Genomic DNA, 21002 nt, shown 5'->3' on the forward strand with positions numbered 1-21002 from the left:
GCCGGGGGCGCCGTCCTGCCCCGCGGCTGCGGCGGAGGCGGGAGGGGGGCCGGGGGCCGTCATACCGGGGGCCGCAGCGACTCGGCGACCTCGATGGCGCGCAGGACCGCCGCCGCCTTGGTGCGGCTCTCCAGGTCCTCGGTGTCGGGATCGGAATCGGCGACGATCCCGGCGCCCGCCTGGACGTAGGCGACGCCGCCGCGCAGCACTGTGGTGCGGATGGCGATGGCGGTGTCCAGGTCGCCGCCGAAGTCCAGGTAGCCGACCACGCCGCCGTACAGGCCGCGCCGCGTCGGTTCGAGCTCGTCGATGACCTCCATCGCGCGCACCTTCGGCGCGCCGGAGAGCGTCCCCGCCGGGAAGGTCGCCGTCAGCACGTCGACGGCGCTGCGGTCCGGCTCCACCTCACCGATCACCGTGGAGACGATATGCATGATGTGGGAGAACCGTTCGACGGCGGCGAACTCGACGACCCGCACCGAACCCGGCACGCAGACCCGCCCGAGGTCGTTGCGGACCAGGTCCACCAGCATCACGTGCTCGGCGCGTTCCTTCGGGTCGGCGAGCAGCTGTGCCGCAAGCTGCGCGTCATGCTCGGGCGTCGCGCCGCGCGGCCGGCTGCCCGCGATGGGATGCAGCAGCGCGCGGCGGCCGGTGACCTTGACATGCGCCTCCGGCGACGAACCGACCACGTCATGATCGCCGAACCGCAGGAGGTACATGTACGGGCTGGGGTTGGTCGTGCGCAGCACCCGGTAGACGTCGAGCGGATCGGCGGCCGTGACCCGTTCGAACCGCTGGGACACCACGATCTGGAAGCATTCCCCGGCGCGGATCTCCTCGATCGCCCGCTCCACCGCGGCATGGAAGGCACCGGGCGCGGTGGCGGAGACGAAGTCGGCCACCCCGGTGACGGCGCCGGACGTCGTCGCGACGGTCGGCTCGTTCCACTTCGCCAGGTCGCTGGTCATCGCCTCGAGCCGGGCGACCGCGTCGTCGTACAGCGCGTCCAGCGCCGCGGCGGCGCCGTCCGGCGCGGTGCCGGCGACCGCGGTGCCGGCGACCGCGGTGTTGGTGACCGCGGTGTTGGTGAAGGCGTTGGCCACCAGCAGGCACGAGCCGTCGCGGTGGTCGAGCACGGCCAGGTCGGTGGCGAGCAGCATCCGCAGCTCGGGCAGGTGCAGGTCATCGACGGCGTGCGAGGGCAGCCGCTCGAGGCGCCGGACGATGTCGTAGCCGAGATAGCCGACGAGGCCGCCCATCAGCGGCGGGGCATCGGGCCCGTTGTCGGCGCGCAGCTGGCGTTCCACCGCGCGCAGGATGTCCAGCGGGTCGCCCCGCGTCGGCACCCCCGGTGGCGGCGCCCCGTCCACCCACACGGCCTCGCCGTCGCGCTCGGTCAGCGTCGCCGCCGCCCGCACGCCCACGAACGAGTACCGCGACCACTCACCGCCGTGCTCGGCCGACTCCAACAGGAACGTGCCCGGGCCGCCGGCGAGCTTGCGATAGACGCCGACCGGCGTCTCCCCGTCCGCGAGCAGCCGGCGCGTGACGGCGACGACGGGCTGGGCCGCGGCGGCGGCGTGGAAACCGGCCCGATCGGGAACGATCCGCCCGGTCGTCATCGGTCCGACCCGGCGGCGGCCGCGGCGCCCGGGTTACCCACCCTGGCGGGCAGCGCGTCGGCGTCGAAGCACGTCCGGGTGCCGGTGTGGCAGGCCGGGCCGATCTGGTCCACCCGGACGAGCACGGCGTCGCCGTCGCAGTCGAGGGCGACCGAGCGGACCCACTGCTGGTGGCCCGAGGTGTCGCCCTTGACCCAGTACTCCTGGCGACTGCGGCTCCAGTACGTGGCCCGCCCGGTCGTCAGCGTCCGGTGCAGGGCCTCGTCGTCCATCCACCCGAGCATCAGCACCTCGCCGGTGTCGTGCTGCTGGGCGATGGCCGGGAACAGCCCGGCGCTGTCACGGCGCACGCGGCGGGCGATGGTGGGATCCAGAGCGGTGGGACGGTCGGTCACGCCTTCATTCTGCCCTCCGCCGGCGCGGCGGCGCGGCCCGTGTCCGCCGTCGTCCCGACGCCGGCCGCCCAGGACTGGTGCAGCCGCTGGTAGACCCCGGGAACGGCGACGAGATCGCGGTGGGGACCACGCTGCACGATCCGTCCGGCGTCGACGACGACAACCTCCTGGGCCGTCTCCGCCGTCGACAGCCGGTGCGCGATCGTCACCGAGGTCCGGCCCCGGGTCAGCTCGGCGAGCGCGGCGGCCAGACGCACCTCGGTCTCCGGGTCCACGGCGGAGGTCGCCTCGTCCAGGACGAGCAGCTCCGGGTCGGCCAGCTGGGCCCGGGCCAGCGCGACGAGCTGACGCTCGCCGGCGGACAGCCGCGACCCGCTCTCCCCCACCCGGGTCGCCAGCCCCGCCGGGAGCCCGTCGAGCCAGTCCGCGAGACCGAGGGCCACGAACGCGGCGCGCACGGCGGCGTCCCCGGCACCCGGCCGGCCGTAGCGCACGTTGTCGGCGATCGTCAGGTCGAACAAGAAGCCGTCCTGCGGCACGAGCAGCGCCCGGGCGCGCAACGACGCGAATCGCACCTCGGGCAGCGGCACCCCACCCACGAACACCGTGCCCGCGGTCGGGTCCATCAGCCGGGTCAGCAGCTTCACCAGCGTGGTCTTGCCCGAGCCGGTCTCCCCGACGATCGCGACCCGCGCACCGGGAGCGATCTCCAGGTCGATGTCGCGCAGCACCGGCGGGCCGTGCGGGTAGGCGAACCCGACATCGGCGAAGCGGGCGCCCAGCGGGCCGGCGGGCAGGTCTCGGCCGGGTCCGGGTCCGGTGGTCGGCGGCACGCCGGTGCCGGCCGGGCTCCCCGCGGCGGCGGCCGTGTCGTCGGCGCCGAGGGCGGGATCGCGCACGTCGCGGGGCAGATCAAGGACCGCGAGTACCCGGCGCAGGCCGGCGAACGCGTTCGCCGCGTCGTTGAGGACCTCGGTCATCGACTGGATCGGCATCACGAACAGGGTCAGCAGGAACAGGAAGGCGATCAGCCGGCCCGTGCTGAGCGAGCCGCCGACGCCGAGGGCCACGCCGGCGACGACCACGGACGCCGAGGCGAGCGCCGCGACGAACTCGCTGAGGGCGAACACACCGGCGATGACCCGCTGGGCGGAGATCTGCGATCCGCGGTAGCGGTCGATGGATCCGTCGATACGCCGGGCGGTGCGGTCCCCGATGCCGTAGGCGCGCACGACCGCGGCGCCGACGACTGCCTCAGCCACGGCGCCCAGCAGCTCGCCGACGCGTTCCCGGACCTGGGCGTAGCGGACGGCGAGGCGGCGCTGCGCCAGCCGGGTGACGATCAGCAAGGGGGCGTAGAAGCCGAGGACGAGCAGGGCCAGCGGCCACGAGTAGACGAACATCAGCACGCCCGCCAGCAGCATCTGGCCGGTCGAGACCAGCAGCATCACGCCGCCGAACTGGAGGAACTGCGACATCTGGTCCACGTCGCTGGTGACCCGGGAGGTCAGCGAGCCGCGCCGCTGCGCGGACTGGCTGAGCATCGACAGGTCGTGGATGTGCCGGAACGCCCGCACCCGCAGCGCGGCCAGCGTTCCCTCGGACACCCGGTACAGCCGCAGGTTCATCCGGTAGGTGGCGACGGCGGTCACCACGATCACGACGGCGGCGATCCCGACGGCGACGCCGACGAGACCGAGGCGGACGCCGTCGTCGGTCAGGCCGCGGTCGAGGATCTGCTGCACGACCACGGGGACCACGACCTTGCCCGCGGTCGCCACAAGGGCGAGCGCCACCGTGCCGACCAGGCCACGGGTCAGGTCCGGCGTCAGCGCCCGCAGCCGCCGAACCGTCGCCACCAGCGACATAGGCCGCGAACCCGCGGGCGCCGCTGACGGGTCTGCGGTCGGGTCGGAGCCGGCTCGGGGGGAGGGGATCTGGCTGGTCATGACACCGCCTCGGCGGCTGGCCGCGCGTCGGCATCGGCGCCGGCGTCGGTGCCCGCTGCCCGCGCGGCCTGCTCGTAGGCCGTGAGCAGGGCGGCGTAACGCGGTGAGGAGGCGAGCAGGTCGACGTGGCGGCCACGGCCGATCACCCTGCCGGCGTCGAGGTGGACGACCTCGTCCGCGAGGGCGATCGTGGACCGCCGCTGCGCGACGACCACGACCGTCGACGCGCCGGCGTTCTCCCGCAGCCCGGCGAGGATGGCGGCCTCCACGCGGGGATCGACGCTGGCGGTGGCGTCGTCGAGCACGAGCAGCCGGGGGGCTCGCAGCAGCGCGCGGGCCAGGCAGACCCGCTGGCGCTGGCCGCCGGACAGGCTCGTCCCGCGTTCACCGACGTGGGTGTCGAGACCGGCGGGCAGGGCGGCGACGAAACGATCGGCCTGGGCCCGGCGCAGGGCGGCCCAGACCGCCTCGCTCGACGCATCCAGGCCCAGGGTGACGTTCGCCCGGATCGTGTCGTCGAACAGGAACGCCTGCTGGGGCACGAGGGAGACGGCCCGGCTGACCTCACCGGGGGCCAGTTCGCGCAGGTCGACGCCGTCGAGCAGGACCGCGCCGGCACTCGGGTCGACGAGGCGGGCGAGCAGGCCGGCCAGGGTCGACTTACCGGCGCCGGTGCGACCGGTGATCGCCACGATGCTGCCGGGCGCGACCTCGACACTCACCGCGGACAGCACCGGACGACTCCCACTGGCCGCCGCGGAGTCGGCCCCGTCCGGCGGGGAGTCGGTCGGGTAGGCGTAGGTGACCGCGGCCAGCCGCAGCGCCGCGGGACCGGGGGCGGTGAGGGTCCCGGCGCCCCGCGGCTCGTCGGAGCGGGCGTCCAGGACGGCCTCGACCCGTTGGTAGCCGACGACCGCCCGCGGCAGGTCGCCGAACACCCAGCCGAACGCGCGCAGCGGGAAGGCCAGCAGGGTGAACAGGTAGGCCACCCGCACCAGCTGGCCGACGTCGATCGCGCCCGACCGGATCCGCACGGCGCCGACGATCAGGACCAGCAGGATGCCGAGGTTCGGCAGGCTCTCCATCAGCGGGTCGAACAGGCCGCGCAGCCGGCCCGCGCGGATCATCGCGTCGCGCAGCTCCTCGGCGCGGGCCTGGAAGCGGGCGGTCTCCTCCTCCTCGCGGCCGAGGGCCTTGACGACGAGCGCACCGTCGAACGACTCGTGCGCGACCGCGCTGACCTCGCCGCGCAGCCGCTGCACCCCGGCGAACAGCGGCCACACCCGCCGCCCATACCAGATGTTCACCGCGCCGAAGGTGGGGAACACGACGAGCCCGATCAGGGCCAGCACCGGGTCGGTGGCGAACAGCAGCGCCAGCGCCGTGACGAGCATGGCCAGGGCGCCGACGGCGAACGGCAGCGGCATGAGCGGATTCCAGGCTGCCTCGACGTCCGCGTTGGCGTTGGACAGCAGCGTGCCGGTGGAGTGGCGCTGGTGCCAGGACAGCGGCAGCCGCAGGTACTGGCGGGTCACTCGGTGGCGGTAACGCGCCTGGACGCGGAACACCACCGTGCCGCCGGCGAGGCGACGCACGAACATGCCCAGCGCCCGCAGCGCGCCGATTCCCACGATCACCGCCGCGACGACGGCGACCGCCGACCAGTCGGCGTGCCCGTCGCGGACCGCCGGCAGCATGACCCGTTCGGTCGCTTCCCCGAGCACGATCGAGCTCGCCACCCCGGTCAGGGTGTACAGGCAGGCGCCGACGGCGGCGACGGCGAACAGCCGTGGCTGTTCGCGGATGCCGCGCCACAGGGTGGCGAAGCCGAGCCCGAGGACTCCGGTCTCCCGCACGTCGGTCCGCGTCGCGGACGGCACCATCACCACCCCGGTGTGATCAGAATTTCTGGACGACCAGCGATACCTACCGGGTGGTCAGCGCACGGGGACGCCCTCGGCCCGCAGTGCTTCCTTGACCTCGCCGATGCGAAGCTGGCCGAAGTGGAACACGCTGGCGGCGAGCACCGCGTCGGCACCGGCGCCGACCGCCGGCGGGAAATGCGCCAGATCGCCCGCGCCGCCGCTGGCGATCACCGGCACGTCGACTTCGGCCCGCACCGCGGCGAGCATCTCCAGGTCGTAGCCGTCGCGGGTGCCGTCGGCGTCCATCGAGTTGAGCAGGATCTCTCCGGAGCCGAGCTCGACGACCTGGGCGGCCCAGGCGACGGCGTCGATCCCGGTGCCGCGGCGGCCGCCGTGCGTGGTCACCTCGAAACGCGGGCCGGCCGGGTCGGGGCAGCGGCGGGCGTCGATGGACAGGACGATGCACTGGTTGCCGAACCGGTGGGCGCATTCGCGGACCAGTTCGGGCCGGGCGACGGCGGCCGTGTTGATCCCCACCTTGTCGGCGCCGGCCCGCAGCAGGCGGTTGACATCGTCGGTGGAGCGGACCCCGCCGCCGACGGTCAGCGGGATGAAGACCTGCTCGGCGGTGCGCCGGACGATGTCGTAGGTCGTCTCGCGGTCACCGCTGGAGGCGGTGATGTCGAGGAACGTCAGCTCGTCGGCGCCCTCGGCGTCGTAGAGCCGGGCCATCTCGACGGGGTCACCGGCGTCGCGCAGGTCGGTGAAGTTCACGCCCTTCACGACCCGGCCGCCGTCGACGTCGAGGCAGGGGATGACGCGAACGGCGACGGTCATGCGCCCGCGCCGGCGGCGGCGGCGACGGCGAGCGCCTCGGGCAGGGTGAACGCGCCGGCGTACAGGGCCTTACCGATGATCGCGCCCTCGACGCCGGGGACGGCGGCGATCGCGGTGAGATCGGCGAGCGCCGACACGCCGCCGCTGGCCACGACCGGCCGGTCCGTCGCGGCGGTCACCGCGCGCAGCAGCTCGACGTTCGGCCCGGTGAGGGTGCCGTCGCGGCGCACGTCGGTCACCACGTAGCGGGCGCAGCCGTCGGCGTCGAGGCGGGCGAGGACGTCGAAGAGCTCGCCGCCCTCGCGGGTCCAGCCGCGGGCCGCCAGCGTCGTGCCGCGCACGTCGAGGCCGACGGCGATGCGGTCCCCCACCCGGGCGATGGCACGCCGGACCCAGTCGGGGTTCTCCAGCGCGGCGGTGCCGAGGTTCACCCGCGCCGCGCCCGTCGCGAGCGCCGCGTCGAGGGACTCGTCGTCGCGGATACCGCCGGAGAGCTCGACGGCGACGTCGAGGGCGCGCACGACCTTCGCGATCAGCTCGCGGTTCGAGCCGCGACCGAAGGCGGCGTCGAGGTCAACGAGATGGATCCACTCGGCGCCGTCGCGCTGCCAGGTGAGCGCCGCCTCCAGCGGGTCACCGTAGGACGTCTCGGAGCCGGCCTCGCCCTGGACGAGACGCACGGCGCTCCCGTCGGCGACGTCAACGGCGGGCAGCAGTGTCAGAGCCATGCCCGCCACTTTATGGGCTGTCCAGGGCGGACGGATCCAGCCACCGATCCGCCGCCGATGCAGGTCACGTCGGCGCCGCGTCAGCGCCGTGGCCCAGCGGGCAGTGCCGTGGCCCAGCAGGCGGTGCCGTGGCCCAGCAGGCGGTGCCGTCCCGGTGGTCGGACGTTCGGGCCGGCGAGTGCACCGCGGTGCACAGCATGACCTTGTCCCGTGGTGACCATAACCGCGAGAACAACGATCCGACGCGCGGCGCTGCCTCCTCGCGGTGCGAGCGCGGCTGAGACGGTGGTTTCCTCGAAGGGCGCCGCCACGGCGACGACCCTAGGCGACCTGGACGATCTCGACGGCTCCGTTGGCGACGTGAAGGTCGAAGGTCAGTGTCGTGAGTCCGCCCACGCGGCCGTGTGGGGGTCACGCACGCAGGAGGCAGGACCGCTAGGACGCGCCGGTGTTCGCGGCCGGCGGCGGAGGCCGGGCGACAATCATGCGTTTTGGGTGATTGTGTCATGCTGTTCGGGTGACGGGCGGGGGCGGGGGTCGCGCTGTCGACGTCTTCGTGTCCTGTGCTGAGGACGGGCTGGGCTGGGCGGAGTGGATCGCCGCGACGCTGGAGGACGCCGGGCTGCGCGTCCGGCTCGGCGCCTGGGATGTCGTGCCAGGCACCCACCGTCCGTCCTGGCTGGATGGGGTGACGCGGCAGGCGCGTCATATGGTCGCGGTCGTCTCGGACGGCTACCTGGATTCGGCGGCGGCGCGGGCGGAGTGGGGCGCGGCCTGGTCCCCGCGGATCCTGGACGGTGAACGCCGGCTGGTGGTCGCGCGGGTCACCGACCGGCCTGTTCCCGGGCTCCTCGGCCAGCTCGTCCCGATCGACCTGGTCGGGCGCAGCCCGCTGGCCGCGCAGACCATGCTGCTCGCGGCGGTGCGCGGCGAGGGCGCACGGGGCGAGACGTCGTCCGGCCGGATGCCTGATCGGCCGGGTTCTGCTGGCGGGGCGCTGTTTCCCGGGGAGCTGCCGGCGGTGTGGAACGTGCCGCGGCCCGCGGCCCGGTTCGTCGGGCGCACCGCGGCGCTCGGCCACCTCGACGACGCGATGTCCGCCGGGCGGCTGGTCGCGGTGACGGGCCTGGCGGGCATCGGCAAGACCAGTCTCGCCGTCGAGTACGTACGTCAGCAACGGATGGGCTTCGACGCGGTGTGGTGGGTGCCGGCGGGGCGCCCGGAGCTCGTCGGGGATCGGGTGCGCGCCCTCGCACCCGCGCTGGGCCTGCCCGACCATGCGGAACCGGCCGCGGTGCTCGCCCGCCTGGATGCCGCAGACGGTCGGTGGCTGCTCGTCCTCGACGACGCCGCCGGCCCCGGGGAGCTGCCCGGCTGGCTACGCCCTTCGTCGAGCCAGGGCCGGATCCTGGTGACCTCACGCACCGACGACTGGGACGGCGCCGGCGAGGTGGTGCCCGTCGGCCCGTTCACGCGGGCGGAGTCGGTGGCACTACTCAGCGAACGGCTCCCGGCGGTCGACCCGGCGGTCGCCGGCCGGATCGCCGAACGGCTCGGAGACCATCCCCTCGCCCTCGACCAGGCGGCCCACCGCATCGCCCAGGCCCGCGCGCCCGCCGAGACCTACCTGACGGCCCTGCTCGACCGTCCCGCGGTCGTCCTCGGCCAGGGTGCGGTGCCCGGCCGGCCCGGTATCACCGCCGCCACCCTGTGGGACGAGCCGATCCGCCGCCTCGACGCGGACACACCCGCTGCGGGCGAACTGCTGCGCCTGGCCGCGCACGGCGACGGCACACCGCTTCCGTTGCGGCTGCTCGCCGCCGATCCGGAGGCGATCCACGACAAGGCTCTCCGCACGGCGGCCGGCGATCCGCTGGAGCTGGCCGGCACCGTCGCCACCCTGGAACGCGCCGGTCTGGCCCACCGCGACGGCGCCGCGGTGACGATGCACCCGCTGGTCCGCGCCGCCGTACGCGCCAACACCGGCCCCGACCAGGCCACCGAGCACGTCGACATCCTCGCCCGGATGCTGCGCACCGCCCTGCCGGAGCGGATCACCGCCACCCCGGACGCCTGGCCGGCCTGGCGCGAGCATCTCCCCCACACCCTGGCCGTCCTGGAGGCCACCGACCCGGCCGCCGACAGCCCACGGACCGCCTGGCTCGCCGAACACGCCGCCGCGTACCTCACCGAGCAGGGCCACCCCGAGCAGGCCGAACCCCTCGCCGCCCGCGCGGTGGCCGCCCGCGAACGCCTCGACGGCACCGACCACCCCGACACCCTCACCGCCCGCGAAACCCACATCCGCGCGGCCCTCAACGCCGACCACCCCGCCATCGCCGGCCCCCTGGCCGAACGCAACGCCGTCGACCGCGCACGCATCCTCGGCCCCGACCACCCCGACACCTTGACCAGCCGCGAAACCCTCGCCCGCGCCTACCAGCACACCGGCCACCACGACCACGCCCAAACCCTGTTCCGTCAGAACCTCACCGACCGCGAACGCACCCTCGGCCCCGACCATCCCGCCACCCTGGAAAGCCGTCACGATCTCGGCGTCGCCCACGCCGACGCCGGCCACAGCGACCGAGCCGCCGACGTCCTACGAACAACCCTCAACGACCGCCACCGACTCCTCGGACCCGACCACCCGGACACCCTCGACACCCACCATCACCTCGCCACCACCTACCAGCGCATCGGCGCCGCCAACGACGCCCTCGCCCACGCCGAACCCACCCTGGCAGCCCGCGAGCGTGTTCTTGGCCCCGACCACCCCCGCACTCTCGACAGCCGCCACCAGCTCGGTGTCACGTACCACCAGGCCGGCCGACTTGATGACGCCGCCCACGAGCTCGATCAGGCACTCGCCGTCCGCGAGCAGGTACTCGGATCCACCCACCCCCGCACTCTCGACAGCGCACAGGCACTCGCCCGGACTCACCTCCGAGCCGGACGACCCGAAGCAGCCGTGCCGCTGTTGAACCGGGCCCTGTTCGGCCGCGAGCACGTCCACGGCCCGGACCACTCGTTGACCACGGAGAGCCGCGAGAGCCTCGCCGCCGCACACCTCGCGGAGGGCCGTCCAAGCGAAGCCACGCCCCACCTCGAACGCGCCCTCGACCGCCACGAACGCGTCCTCGGCCGTACGCACGCCCACGCCGTGGAGGCCCGCGACGACCTCGCGGCCCACTACCGCGACGCAGGCCAGCCCGAGGCGGCTCGCCACCATCTCGAACGGCAACTCGTCGCCCGCGCCCGGACCGACGGCGTCGCCGACGAACGCACCCTGCGCACCGCCACCAGCCTCGCCGACGTGTGCCGCCAGACCGGCCGGCTCCCCCAGGCCGTGGACCTCAACGAACGCGTCCATGCCACCCGGACCCACACCCTCGGCCCCGAACACCCCGACACCCGCGCCAGCCGAACCACCCTCGCCGACACCTACTGCCAGGCGGGCCGCCACAGCGACGCCGCACCCCTCTACCGCGACGCCCTCACCGACGCCATGCGTGACCACGGCTCCTACCATCCGGACACCATCCGCGCCCGCCGCGCCCTCGCCGACACCACCTACCGCTCAGACGCTGTGGCCCCACCCGAACGGATGCCTGCGACCGAACGGCAACCCGCACCCGCACGACCGCCTTCCCCCGACGCCAAGGACCTCCGCGTCGGCCCATGATCCGTCGGGCCGCCAGGTTCCGATCACGGCCGGCCCGTCAGCGTGGGCCCGAGGACCCGTCGCGGTCACTGTCCGGCGACGCCACCGCATCGCCGGACAGGCGGCCGAACCCCTCCAACTTGTCGAACAGACGCGACCTCGCGTCGTCAACAGCCTCCGAGTTCTCCGCCGCACGTTCCCGTTCCTCACGGGCGCGCGCGTCCGCCGACTCATTCGCCGTATCCCGAAACTCCCGCATCATCTGATCAAGCTCTCGCTGGCTCCACTCCCGCTCCTGCTCCGCAGCCAGCCGGTTCATCACCTCATTGCGGTCGCGGGACTGCCAGGTGCGGCTGAACGCGCCGTCCCAGTCGACCGGACGCAGCGGCGGGCGGCCCCCGGACGCCGATTCCCCGGACGCCGGTTCCGCGGAACCGTCCGGCGATGGGTTCGCCGGCTCCGGATCAGTACCGGCGTGGGTGTCCGGCGCCGGCGGGGCGGACGCCTGGTCGGTGTCGGGGGCCTGCTCGGAGCTGGGGTCGGTCGGGGCGTTGGACACGGTGATCCTCCCTGTGGCTGGCACCGCCGGTAATGATCCCACCGCACCCCGTTCGCCGGATCGCCGAGGGCAGACCCAACACGGCAGCCCGGCTTCGACCACCGCGCTGAGCCGCTCGACGTATCCAGATCGACCGTACTGCCTGCTCGTCACCCGCGACGGAGTATGTAGGTACGTGCCTACCGAGGGGCGTGGTGGTGATGAGCATCGTGTCATCTGTCGCCGAATCAGCGGCGAAACTCCACATTCCCGATCGACGCCCAACCCACGACGCACTCATCGCCGCCACTGCCCAGGTCCATGGCCTCGTGGTCGCCACCCGCAACGAAGCCGACTTCGCCTCCATGCGCGTGCCACTCGTCACCCCAGGGGTCACCTCCCCGTAAGGAGGATGCTCGCGAAGAGGCGCAGTCTCCGGCACGCGGAATGATTCGCTACCGGGAACCCCAAAACCTGTCGATTATCTTATCGAGGTTGTGCAGTTCGTTGGAGGCGTCGGAGCCATAGGCCGCCGCCAAGTCACGACGAAGGTTTTTGAAGGCCGCCAAAGCAGCCGCGGTCTCGCCGGTGGCGGCGAGCATAAAGGCGGCAGTGCGACGCGCTTCCAGGAGACGAACGGGTTCCTCCATCGCGGCGTCCGCGTTGTCGAGGTAGGCACGGAGACGATCGAGAGCCTTCTCCGGCTCGCCGATGCGGGCGTAGGCCAGGCCGGCGTAGTAGGCGCAGTCGAGTACCCAAGGGGCGCTGGGTTCGACTCGGTAGTGAAGATAGTCGGCGCGGACGGCGTCGTTGAGGGCGGCCGCCCGGGTGAACCTGTCGGCCAGGTAGAGCTTCTCGGCCAGGGCGCGGCGCAGGTCAAGGCCGCGGGGTGGATCCGCCGCGCCGGTGGCGATGGCCGCCTCGAGCAGGTCGATGGCCTCCGCCGGCCGGTCCGCGTCGGCGAGCGTCGCGGCTTTGATCAGCAGCTCGTCGACCGCCGCGTTGGGCAGCCGCGCGGCGGCGGCCGGTGCCGAGCCGTCCTGCGCGATAGCCGGCGGTCCCGCCTCCGGCGGTCCCGCCTCCGGCGGCGTGCCGGCGCCGGGTGTGCCTAAGACCGCGGTGCCGGGGTGTGCCGCCCAGGCGCCAGCGCCCGCCGCGGTGCTTCGGCGCGGCACGACGAGCAGCGGGTGGCGAAACGGCTGCGTCGGGTCGAGCCCGTCGCCGGCGGGCGTCGCGGGCGGTGCCGCGGCCCACGGGGCGAGGGCCTGGTAGGCATCCACCGCCGTGGGACGGGTCCGGCTGTCCTTGGCGAGCATCGCGTGGACGAGTTCGGCCAGCTCGGTGGGCACGTCCGGCCGTAGCGCGCCGACCCGCGGCGGGTCGGCTTTGACGTGCAGCTCGCGCAGCGACACACCACTGCCGGTCAGGTAGAAGACCCGCTCGCCGGTGAGCAGGCCGAACAGCAGGCAGCCGAGGGAGTAGAGGTCGGACGCGGGCGTGATGACGCTGCCGAGGTGCTGTTCGGGCGACATGTACTCCGGCGTGCCGATGGTGTGGTCGACCTGGGTGAGCCGGGGCGGGGCGTCGGCGCCGCGCAGGATCGCGATGCCGAAGTCGAGGACCTTCACGAACCCGCCGGGCACGAGAACGAGATTGTCCGGCTTGATGTCGCGGTGGACGACGTCCACGGCGTGGACGCTGGCCAGGACCGCGGCCACCTGGGCGCCGATGCCCGCCGCGCGGGCGATGGCCAACGGCGCGTCGTCGTAGTCGGTGTCCTCGATGAGCTGGTGCACGGTCGATCCGCGCAGCAGCTGCATGACGAGCCACACCCGGCGGCTGCCGTCAGGGAACGTGTGGACGCCCGTGTCGAAGACCGCGGGGATGCCTGGATGCTCCAGGCTGGCGGTGGTGCGGATCTCCCGCAGGAACCGCTTCTCGTTGATCGCCCGCTGTTCCTCGAACGCGATCCGCTCGGCGCTGCCCGGCGGGCCGGGCGGGTTGCCTGCCGGCCGGAGCAGCTTGATGGCGACCTGGCGGTCGAGGCGCTCGTCGTAGCCGTAGGACACCTCGGACATGCCGCCGCTGCCAAGCAGACCGTCGATCCGATACCGGCCGGCGAGCCGGATCCGGTTGTCCAGCGGGCCGCCGTTGGCGGTCGTGTGCGGGTCAGTCACGTCTTCCCCCGAGCCGAAGGAACGGCCGGAGGTCCGACATATCCCCCGTGCCTTCTTCTACCAGTGCCGGTTGGTGGTGGGAGCGCGTCAGGTGGTTTCGCGGAGCATTTCGGCGCGTAGCCGGGCCAGGGCCTCGTCGCGGGCCGGGTCGGTGATGATCCGGTAGGCGCGCTTGCGGGCGGCCTCCTTGACGGCCTGCTGGAAGTCCTGGTTGTCGAAGTAGAGCTTCATGAAGTCCTCGTTCTTCCCAGCGTTCTCCGCGACGATGTCGTCGAGGCGGCCGTCGGCGACCTGGCCGAAGCGCGCCTCGTCGTTCATCAGCGCGACCTGCTGCATCTGGGTGTTCTCGACCAGGCTGGCGACCTGCTGGAAGAGCAGGATCTGGTCGGAGGTCCCCAGGCTCAGGCCGAAACGCTCGTTCAGGTCGCTGATGACGTCCGCGAGCCGGACCGTTTCCGGTTCGACGTAGCCGCCGCCGTCGGCCGCGTGGCCGCGGACGACCTGGTCGCCGGACGGTGCGAGCGACACGTCATGGTGACCGGTGAACTCAAGCCGGTAGTGCGACAGATCGGCGTCGCCGATGTCGACAGCCGTCGCGGCCCGGCCCGGCAGGCGGCGCAGCAGGATCCGGCCGTACTGGTAGAGCCGTTCGAGTGTCGCGTCGCCCCAGTCGATGACCTGCGCGAGCAGGCTGTAGGCCCGGCAGTATTTCTGCAGCGCGTCGCGGAACTCCTCCTGCTCCGCCACGGTCTCCAGCGCATTGAAACGGTCGATCGCGGGGTCGAGCAGGCGGTGCAGCTCGGCGTGCAGTTTGTTCTCCGCGGCCTTCGGCATCCGGTCCGGGTCGGCTGACCCGAGCACCCGCATGAACGCCTCCAGCTCGGCGACGTCCAGGATCTGGAAGTCCATCACTTCCTGCTGCTTGCGGTAGAGCAGGTTCGCGTCGGGCTGCTCGGTGAGCGTGCTCTCGAACCAGGGCTTGAACGAGTTCTGGATGTCCTCGGCGGCGTTGACGAAATCGACGATCCGGACGTCGTCCTGGGATTTCAACGGGTGGGTCCGGTTCAGCCGGGAGAGGGTCTGGACGGCGGCGACGCCGGTCAGCGGCTTGTCGACGTACATCGCGCATAGCAGCGGCTGGTCGAAGCCGGTCTGGTACTTGTCGGCGACGACGAGGATCCGGTACTCCTCCTGGTTGCGCGCCGCCGCGTCGGGGTCGTCAGCCTTCGTGTAACCGAACCGTTCCGGGAGCCGACCCTCCGGAAAGCCGTTGATTTTCGACTCGGTGAACTCGTGGCCGCTCTCCTCGTCGGTCAGCGAACCGGAGAACGCGACCAGCGGGCGGCAGTTCGCCAGACCCTTGTCATCGACGTACCGGCGGATCGCCTGGTACAGGTTGAGCGCCTGCTGCCGGCTGTCGGTGACGACCATCGCCTTCGCCCGGCCGCCGAGGCGGCCGGCGATGTTCGTGTGGAAGTCCTCGACGATCAGCTTCGCCTTCTGCGCCGCCGACTCCGGATGCGCCTCGACGAGCTGGACGAGCTTGCACCGCGCCTTCTTCTTCTCGACCTCCGGGTTGGAGATCTCCGAGTCCTGCTGCGCGACGGCGTCGCTGGACAGCCGCCACATCGCATCGTAGGTCAGGTAGTTCGCCAGGACGTCGAGGATGTAGCCCTCGTCGATCGCCTGCTGCATCGAGTACACGTGGAACGGCACGTACAGCGGCTTGCCGTCCTCGTCCAGACGGTCCGGGTCGAGGGCGCCGAAAAGCTTCAGCGTGGCGGACGTGGGAGTGGCGGTGAAAGCGAAGTACGACAGGTTCGGCTGCCTGCCGCGGACCCGGGTCAGGTAGGTCGCCTCGTCCTCGTCGGGCTCCCGCTGCGCCTTCGAGCCGATCGCCTGCTTGAGCTTCGTGGCCTGCTCACCGGTCTGCGACGTGTGCGCCTCGTCGATGATCACCGCAAAACGCTTCGAGCCGAGACCCTTGCCCGCGACCTTGTCGAGGATGAACGGGTACTTCTCCAGCGTCGAGACGATGATCTGCGACGTCGAGTCCGTCAACGCGGCCGCGAGCTGACTCGAATCCTCGTCGATCTTCTTGACGACCCCGGGCGTGTGGTCGAACTGGTAGATCGTGTTCTGGAGCTGCTGGTCGAGCACGAGCCGGTCGGTGATGACGACGACCTTGTCGAACACCTTCTGGTTGTCCACGTCGAACAGGGTCGACAGGCGGTGCGCCAGCCAGGCGATCGTGTTCGACTTGCCCGAGCCTGCCGAGTGCTGCACCAGGTAGTTCTCGCCGGCGCCGTGCTCCTGGGCGTGGCGAACCATCGTCTGGACGGCGTGCCACTGGTGGTAGCGCGGGAAGATCCGTCCCCGCTCGTGGACGCTCCGCTTCGAGCCCTTCTTCTGGTCCTTGGCGTCGACGTGCACGAACCGCTGCAGCATCTCCAGCCAGTTGTGCCGACTCCAGACCTCCTCCCACAGGTAGGCGACCCGATAGGAGCCTTCCCTGGCCTCCGGGTTGCCGGCGGCTCCCGACTCCCCCGGGCCGTTGGTGCCCAGATTGAACGGCAGGAACCGGGTGTCGGGGCCCGTCAGCCGGGTCGCGACGAACGCCCTGTCCGGATCGATGGCGAAGTGCACCAGGGCACGCTTCGCGAAGAACAGCTCCTTCGGATCCCGCCGCCGGTACTGCGCGACCGCATCCTCGGCTGTCTGCCCGGTCATCCCATTCTTCAGCTCGATGGACGCCACCGGCAACCCGTTCACGAACAACGCCAGGTCGACGGACTCGTTCGGATTCTTCGCGCTGAAACGAAGCTGCCGGGCCGCGGTCAGAACGTTGGCGTCGTACTCCTTGAGCGCGTCGACCGCCAGCGTGTGCCCAGGCCGGAAGTACGCCAGCTCAATCTGCACCCCCCGATCCCGCACCCCCTGCCGCAGAACGTCCAGCACCCCCCGCTCGTCGATCTGCGCCGCCACCCGCTGGCAGAATTGCCCATGGGCAAGCTCCTTGGAACCGTAGAGCTCAACAAGCCGATCCCAGCTCTTCTGCTGCGTCGCCCCGATAAACCGAACCAGCTCAGCAGTATCCAGCCCAAGCCCAGCATCAAACCCAAACGTGGGCTGCCCCGCCTGCCACCCATGACCATGCAGTTCCTGCTCGACCCGAGCCTCAAAGGCATGCTCCGTATGCATCCCCGGCGTCATGCGGCTCCGTCCAGTTCACGCCCGGTCGCGACTTCGAGCCGCCCAGTCACCGCAGCCGTGATTACCGCTTGACGGCGCTCCGCAAGAGCAGCTATCTGATTGAAGAGCCGCGCGTTCAACTCACCCACTGCTTTGAGTCGACCATCAATCCTCTTGACAAGCTCACGCTGTGTCGGCAGGTCCGGCAGCGGCACACGGAAGTCACGAATCTTGCTGCTGCTTGTTGATGCGAGGTTTGTAGTCTTGTTGCCAGTGCTTTCGAAGTACCGTCGCGCTCGCGATGCCCGCGTGAGCAACGCCAGGTACTCAGGCTCTATCACACGAAGGTCCGGCCGCACGGCGAAGACATGATTCTGATGTAGGCACTCCGAAATCTCTCCGCGCCAAACAGTCCCACGACCGAGCTTGTCAAGATCTCCACCCTCTGTCATCAGGACGTCTCCGATCTGCAGGCGCGATGTGGCCACGGTCTTACGCGGTACCGTGATCTCAGCGACCTCACTAAGATCGACATAGCCAACCTGCACATTGGCGACCCGCAAGTACGGCAGCGTGACGACGTCGCCGTCGTTCTGACGTCCGCTGTCAACTGTCACGCCGGTCTGGACGAAGGCCAAGTACCCAAGGCGGACAGTCGGGACGAAGCCTGGTCGACCGATATACTCGTCGATCAAACTCAGAGTCAGCTCATCAAGCAGTTCCCGCTGTCGAAGGCGCTGCGAGAGGAGTCGTTCGATGCGGGCGGTCTCGGCGTCGAGAAAGTCGGCGATGCGGCGCTGCTCGTCGAGCGGCGGAAGCAAGATTCTGACATCCCCAAGATCCTCGGCATTCAGATGCGGTTGCGCGGCCCGCGCCTTGGCCAGATCTATCTGATCGAGAACGGAAGCACCGAGGAGACAGTACGCGAGGTATCTGGGATCAGCCACCGTCGGCGTAACACGTAGATCATATCCGGGAGCGCTTCCCTCCCATTCATCGGTGATGATTGCAGAGTCGCCCGTGTAGGCACCGCTTCGCACAACGAGAATCTCGCCCCGTTTAAGAAGTGGGGCACGGTCCAGCGGAAGATCGCTCATGGCCGCATAGATCAGACCCGGACTGACCAACTTCCCACGCATAATATTTGTCGCCCGCAAGATTGGAATACCCGCGTCACTGATCTGCGGCGGCTGTCCGAGACCATATCCGATTCGGGCGACGTGCTTAAGGCGAGTTTGGATCCACGTCACGCTGTCACCTCGCCGAGGAGCTTCTGGATCTGGGCTTCCAGGTCCTTGAGTTCGGCGTCGATCTCGGCGAGGGGCCTTGGGGGGGTGTAGACGTAGAAGTGGCGGGTGAAGGGGATCTCGTAGCCGACCTTGGTTTTTTCCTCGTCGATCCAGGCGTCGGGGACGTGCGGGGTGACCTCGCGGGTGAAGTAGGTGTGGATGTCCTCGTCCAGTGGGACGTTCTCGAAGTCACGCAGGTCCGGGTCCGGGATCGGCTTGCCCTTGTGGAGCTGGACCTCGCCTGCCGGGTCGGAGACGGCGACGGCGTTCCAGAAGGCTTTCAGGTGCGCCGCGGTGCCGGGCAGGCTCGCTCCGCCGGCCATAGCGGCGGCCAGCAGCTCTGACGTGGCCTCCTCCTTGGTTCGCCAGACGGAGCCGATCGCGTCGTGCAGGGCCTCGACCAGCTTCTGCCGACCGTCCCACTTGGCGAGTGCCTTCGCCTCGGTCAGGGCGAGCAGGGTGTCCTCGGTGATCTCGAAGCGTTGCTTGAGTGGCCGTTCGACGGTGATGCGATGGTAGCCGAAGTCCCGCGTCCCGAAAATCTTCACCTTGCCGTGGTCCGGGTTCTCCGGATCGCCGGCAACCTCCAGCGCCCGGACATACAGCTTCGATACGTGGTCGATCTGGGCGTCGCTGATCTGCTTGCGCTTGTCGCCGAGGGACTTGCGCATCTTCACCGACTGGTCGCGGGCGTCCAGCAGGATCACCTTGCCGGCGAGCTTCGCCGGCTTGCGGTTGGAGAGGATCCAGAAGTAGGTGGAGATCCCGGTGTTGTAGAAAAGCTGGTCGGGCAGGGCGACGATGCCTTCGAGCCAGTCGTTCTCCAGGATCCAGCGCCGGATGTTCGACTCGCCTGACTCCGCGGCGCCGGTGAACAGCGGCGAGCCGTTGAAGACAATCGCGATCCGGGCACCCTTGCCCTCGACCCGCTCCATCTTCGAGATCATGTTCTGCAGGAAGAGGAACGACCCGTCGTTGATCCGCGGCAGGCCGGCGCCGAAGCGGCCCGCGTAGCCGAGTTCGGCCTCCCGGTCGACGTCGTCCTTGACCTTCTTCCACTCCACCCCGAACGGTGGGTTGGCGAGCATGTAGTCGAACCGGCGCCCGGTGAACCGGTCCTGGCTGAACGAATTGCCGAGCTTGATGTCGCCCTGCTGGCCGCGCAGCAGCATCTCCGCCTGGCAGATCGCCCACGACTCCGGGTTGAGTTCCTGGCCGTAGAGGAAGACCTGCGCGCCGTCGTTGAGGGACCTCAGGTGGTCAGCGGCAGCGGTCAGCATACCTCCGGTCCCACAGGCCGGGTCATAGATGTTGATCACCTGTCCAGGCCCGGCGATGACGTCTGCGTCGGCGTCGGGAGCTACCAGCAGGTTGACCATGAGCTTGATGACTTCACGGGGCGTGAAGTGCTCACCGGCGGTCTCGTTCGAGTCCTCCGCGAACTTGCGGATCAGGTGCTCGAACACGTAGCCCATGTCGTGGCTCTTGAGCTTGTCGAGCTCGTCTATCTGCGCGAACCGGCTGACGACCAGGTATAGCAACTTCGCGTCGGCCAGTCGGGCGATGGTCTCGTCGAACCGGAACCGATCCAGCACCTCGCGGACGACGGGCGAAAAGCCGTTGACATAATCCCGCAGGTTCTTCGCGACCACCGATTTGTTTGTCGGGTCGGAGGCGATCGTGGCGAAGTTCTGCCGGGAGACGTTGTAGAACGGCCGGCCCGCGGCGCTCTCCAGCGGCTTCTGCCGGTTCGTCAGACTCGCGGGCAACGCGGCATCGCGGTCTCGCACGGCCTGCCGGGTGTCGACCATGACCGCGTCGAGTCGCCGCATGAGCGTGAACGGGAGGATCACGGCGCCGTACTCGTGCCGTTTGTAGTCGCCGCGCAGGAGGTCGGCCACCGACCAGATGTCGGCGGCCATTTTCGAGTGGCTGGGCCCCGGGGAAGTCACAGGTTCTCCTCGTGCGTCGGCGTCGTCGGTGCAAGCCGGTCGGGGGTCAGGGTCCCGGCCGTCAGCCCGTGCAGGGTCTGGTCGATCACGGTGGTGCTGAGCCTGGCGAGCGTTGTCAGCGCCGCGCGCAGGTCGGACAGCCGGCGGAACTCGGCGCCGTAATGGCGCTGCTCGGCGATCGAGAGCCGGGGGATCCGGCAGCGGCGCAGGTCCTCGCGGCCGAGCACGCCGATTGTCCTCGGGATCGGTACGGCCTCGACCTCGGGCCGCAGGAACATCGCCACGAAGTCGGGGTCGAGCCGGGCCAGGTCCAGTTCGATGACGTGGGTCGTCATCCCACCGGTCTGCTCCTCGCCGGTCGCCGCGAGAACGCCCGGGGCCCGCGGCCAGACGAGGACGTCGCCGGCGTGCGGCGTCGTGCCCCGCGATCTGATCGTCACAGCGCCCGCGCGTTCGAGCTCCGCGAGCGTCACGTAGGCGAAGTCGTCCCGGACGTGGGCCGCCGCATACCGCGGCAGCCCGGCGCCGAGCCGAGCGTAGATAGCTTCGAGCTGCCCGGCGATCCGCGCGATGTCGCCGGCACCGGCCTGCGTTTCGGTGGTGACATACCGGGAGGGCAGGATGTTGGCCTCACCGTCCTGGAGCAGCCGCGCCCGGGTCACCGCCCGAGCCGGCACCGGGCCGGGCCGGGCCCGCCCCGCGCCCCCCCCCCCCCACGGGTCGACGCGGCCGAAGCAGGCCAGGATCGCTGGCATGGTCAGCATCTCCGAGCGTCCGGCGGAGGTCGCCGA

The 21002-nt window shown here is 70.9% G+C and carries 14 protein-coding genes; 2 read left to right on the forward strand and 12 right to left on the reverse strand.

The features are described 5' to 3' along the window. Positions 1–59 precede the first annotated feature (59 nt). Genes MXD58_RS04385 through priA form a run of 6 tightly spaced genes read right to left on the reverse strand, consistent with a single transcriptional unit; the run spans position 60 to position 7399 of the window. Complete coding sequence (locus tag MXD58_RS04385; RefSeq protein ID WP_248840274.1) at positions 60–1625, reverse strand: anthranilate synthase component I; 1566 nt, start codon at positions 1623–1625, stop codon at positions 60–62. Further along, positions 1622–2020, reverse strand: a complete 399-nt coding sequence (gene hisI / locus MXD58_RS04390) for a phosphoribosyl-AMP cyclohydrolase (RefSeq protein ID WP_248840273.1) — start codon at positions 2018–2020, stop codon at positions 1622–1624. The genes MXD58_RS04385 and hisI overlap by 4 nt, the downstream gene beginning before the upstream one ends. Next, a complete protein-coding gene (locus tag MXD58_RS04395; protein WP_374615614.1) occupies positions 2017–3969 on the reverse strand; it encodes an ABC transporter ATP-binding protein in 1953 nt (650 codons plus the stop codon). The genes hisI and MXD58_RS04395 overlap by 4 nt, the downstream gene beginning before the upstream one ends. Continuing rightward, the gene (locus MXD58_RS04400) at positions 3966–5852 is read right to left on the reverse strand and encodes an ABC transporter ATP-binding protein (RefSeq protein ID WP_248840295.1); all 1887 of its coding nucleotides are present in this window, start codon (positions 5850–5852) and stop codon (positions 3966–3968) included. The genes MXD58_RS04395 and MXD58_RS04400 overlap by 4 nt, the downstream gene beginning before the upstream one ends. A 54-nt stretch (positions 5853–5906) precedes the next feature. Next, positions 5907–6671: an imidazole glycerol phosphate synthase subunit HisF gene (gene hisF / locus MXD58_RS04405; RefSeq protein ID WP_248840271.1), complete on the reverse strand. Its 765-nt coding sequence runs from the start codon at positions 6669–6671 to the stop codon at positions 5907–5909. Continuing rightward, complete coding sequence (gene priA / locus MXD58_RS04410) at positions 6668–7399, reverse strand: bifunctional 1-(5-phosphoribosyl)-5-((5-phosphoribosylamino)methylideneamino)imidazole-4-carboxamide isomerase/phosphoribosylanthranilate isomerase PriA (protein ID WP_248840270.1); 732 nt, start codon at positions 7397–7399, stop codon at positions 6668–6670. Before priA ends, hisF begins: the two co-directional genes overlap by 4 nt. A gap of 556 nt (positions 7400–7955) precedes the next feature. Between priA and MXD58_RS04415 the strand changes: the two genes are divergently transcribed. After that, entirely contained in the window at positions 7956–11084 is a 3129-nt protein-coding gene (locus MXD58_RS04415) for a tetratricopeptide repeat protein (RefSeq protein ID WP_250609068.1), read from the forward strand. A 37-nt stretch (positions 11085–11121) separates the two neighbouring features. On the opposite strand, the gene MXD58_RS04420 is transcribed toward MXD58_RS04415, so the two are convergent. Next, positions 11122–11622 (reverse strand): dihydrolipoyllysine-residue succinyltransferase component of 2-oxoglutarate dehydrogenase complex, encoded by a 501-nt coding sequence (locus MXD58_RS04420; RefSeq protein WP_248840268.1) that lies wholly within the window; start codon positions 11620–11622, stop codon positions 11122–11124. Positions 11623–11750: 128 nt separating this feature from the next. Between MXD58_RS04420 and MXD58_RS04425 the strand changes: the two genes are divergently transcribed. Then, positions 11751–12008, forward strand: a complete 258-nt coding sequence (locus MXD58_RS04425) for a PIN domain-containing protein (RefSeq protein WP_308301898.1) — start codon at positions 11751–11753, stop codon at positions 12006–12008. Between the two features lie 48 nt (positions 12009–12056). Here MXD58_RS04425 and MXD58_RS04430 read toward each other — a convergent pair whose 3' ends face one another. The 5 genes from MXD58_RS04430 to MXD58_RS04450 form a co-directional block, all read right to left on the reverse strand. Next, complete coding sequence (locus tag MXD58_RS04430) at positions 12057–13778, reverse strand: protein kinase domain-containing protein (protein WP_248840266.1); 1722 nt, start codon at positions 13776–13778, stop codon at positions 12057–12059. Positions 13779–13865: 87 nt separating this feature from the next. Beyond that, positions 13866–16736, reverse strand: a complete 2871-nt coding sequence (locus MXD58_RS04435; RefSeq protein ID WP_250609069.1) for a type I restriction endonuclease subunit R — start codon at positions 16734–16736, stop codon at positions 13866–13868. A 251-nt stretch (positions 16737–16987) separates the two neighbouring features. Further along, entirely contained in the window at positions 16988–18220 is a 1233-nt protein-coding gene (locus MXD58_RS04440) for a restriction endonuclease subunit S (RefSeq protein ID WP_248840264.1), read from the reverse strand. Next, complete coding sequence (locus tag MXD58_RS04445) at positions 18217–20211, reverse strand: type I restriction-modification system subunit M (RefSeq protein WP_248840263.1); 1995 nt, start codon at positions 20209–20211, stop codon at positions 18217–18219. Before MXD58_RS04445 ends, MXD58_RS04440 begins: the two co-directional genes overlap by 4 nt. Further along, positions 20208–21002, reverse strand: a 795-nt coding sequence (locus tag MXD58_RS04450; RefSeq protein ID WP_518477120.1) for a hypothetical protein, incomplete at its 5' end; no start/stop codon positions are given. The genes MXD58_RS04450 and MXD58_RS04445, both read right to left, overlap by 4 nt.

Source organism: Frankia sp. AgKG'84/4 (genome assembly GCF_023242965.2).
In the GTDB taxonomy this organism is placed as follows: Bacteria; Actinomycetota; Actinomycetes; order Frankiales; family Frankiaceae; genus Frankia.

Coding starts and splice junctions, on each gene's coding strand:
- MXD58_RS04385 (WP_248840274.1), bottom strand. CDS start 1,625: ATGACGACCGGGCGGATCGTTCCCGATCGGGCCGGTTTCCACGCCGCC.
- MXD58_RS04395 (WP_374615614.1), bottom strand. CDS start 3,969: ATGACCAGCCAGATCCCCTCCCCCCGAGCCGGCTCCGACCCGACCGCA.
- MXD58_RS04400 (WP_248840295.1), bottom strand. CDS start 5,852: ATGGTGCCGTCCGCGACGCGGACCGACGTGCGGGAGACCGGAGTCCTC.
- hisF (WP_248840271.1), bottom strand. CDS start 6,671: ATGACCGTCGCCGTTCGCGTCATCCCCTGCCTCGACGTCGACGGCGGC.
- priA (WP_248840270.1), bottom strand. CDS start 7,399: ATGGCTCTGACACTGCTGCCCGCCGTTGACGTCGCCGACGGGAGCGCC.